This is a genomic window from Methylobacterium sp. CCH5-D2 (assembly GCF_001556475.1).
GTDB classification, from domain to species: domain Bacteria; phylum Pseudomonadota; class Alphaproteobacteria; order Rhizobiales; family Beijerinckiaceae; genus Methylobacterium; species Methylobacterium hispanicum.
In genome coordinates this window covers 1-1,303 of sequence record NZ_LSIX01000652.1, presented here as the reverse complement: position 1 = coordinate 1,303, position 1,303 = coordinate 1, and the positions used below count along the sequence as shown (strand labels likewise).

Genomic DNA, 1,303 nt, shown 5'->3' with positions numbered 1-1,303 from the left:
CTCGATGCCCGGCGCGAGCTTGGCGAGCCGCGAGCTCTGGCCGCCGATCGCCGTGAGCGCGCTCGCGATCTCGTGGCTGAGGATGCGCACGAAGCGCTGGCCGGTCTCCGCCTTGGCACGCTCCTCCGCCAGATGGGCCTGCACGATCGCCCGGCCGCGCCGGCGCTGCTCGATCAGGAAGGCGACGAGCCACTGCGCCGCGGTGGCGATCAGGCGGTTGGCCACGAAGCTCAGCGCGATGCCCCCGCTCGGGGGCCGGATGAAGGAGCCCAGCAGCGAGGAGGCGGTGGTCGCGAGCGCCAGCCCGAAGGCGGAGCGCGGGCCCGTGTAGACGCCCAGCAGGATCGGCACCGTGTAGGCGAAGCAGATCGAGACGTTGTCGGGCGGCGTCACCACGTCGGCGGCGAAGATGCAGAGGATCAGGCTGTAGGCGACGGCGTGCAGCCAGAGCCGGCGCGGGCCGCGCGACGGGGCGGCCCGCGAGGCCCGGCCGGACGCCCGCTCCGATCCGTCCTGCCCCGCCGCACCTGCCCGTCGAACGAACGCCCTCAAGTCCGGTCCCTTGCGCCCCGCGCCTCAGGCCCCGGCCCGGGCCGCAGCCTCGGCGGCGGCCTGCCTGGCGAGTTCCCGCTGGCGGATCTGCGCGCCCGTCTCGTCGTACACGAAGGGCAGGAAGGCGTAGCGCCGCCCGCGGGTCACCGGGCTGACCTTGTGCAGGATGTTGGTCGGGAACACCACCGCCCAGCCCGGGGGCGCCTTGATCCCGCGCGGGTTGTATTCGGGGAAGCTGACCTCGCCGCCCTCGAAATCGCCCGTGAGGTTGATCGAGACCGCGAAGCGGCGATGCGCGGTGAGCCCCTGGCCGTTGTCCCGGTGGGCCCGGAAATGGCCGCCGTCCTCGGCCGCGTAGCAGCCGACGATGTAGCGCTCCATGCGGGTGATGCGCATGAAGAACAGACGCTCGATCTCCGGCACCACGCGGCGGTGGATCGTCTGCTGGATCTGCCGGATCAGGTCCGGATCCTCGAGGGTGCAGTCCCGGCGCCGCTTGAAGCTGTGGTCCATCACGCCCGCGCCCGCGCGGTGCACGCCCGATTCCGAGCCGCCGTCGGCGTCGTAGATCCCGACGAGGCGGTGGCAGAGCGCCGGCTCGAACACGTTGGGCAGGACGAGGACGGGGGCGGGGATCTCGAAGCCCGCGTAGGCCGCGGGCTCCGGCAGGGCGTCGAGGTAGCCGAACAGGGCCGCCTCGCCGGCCTCCCCGAGCGGGAAGGTCGCCGCCACGTGGAGCGTCGGATCGACC

2 protein-coding genes are annotated in these 1,303 nt (G+C 73.1%); both read right to left on the bottom strand.

Annotated features, from left to right (window positions below; translation table 11 throughout):
* Positions 1 to 552 (bottom strand): hypothetical protein (locus AX737_RS17245; RefSeq protein WP_156453797.1); only part of this gene is annotated, 552 nt, incomplete at its 3' end.
* A 24-nt stretch (positions 553 to 576) separates the two neighbouring features.
* On the bottom strand, positions 577 to 1,303 hold a 727-nt coding region (locus AX737_RS17240), incomplete at its 5' end, for a 2OG-Fe(II) oxygenase (RefSeq protein WP_197430616.1).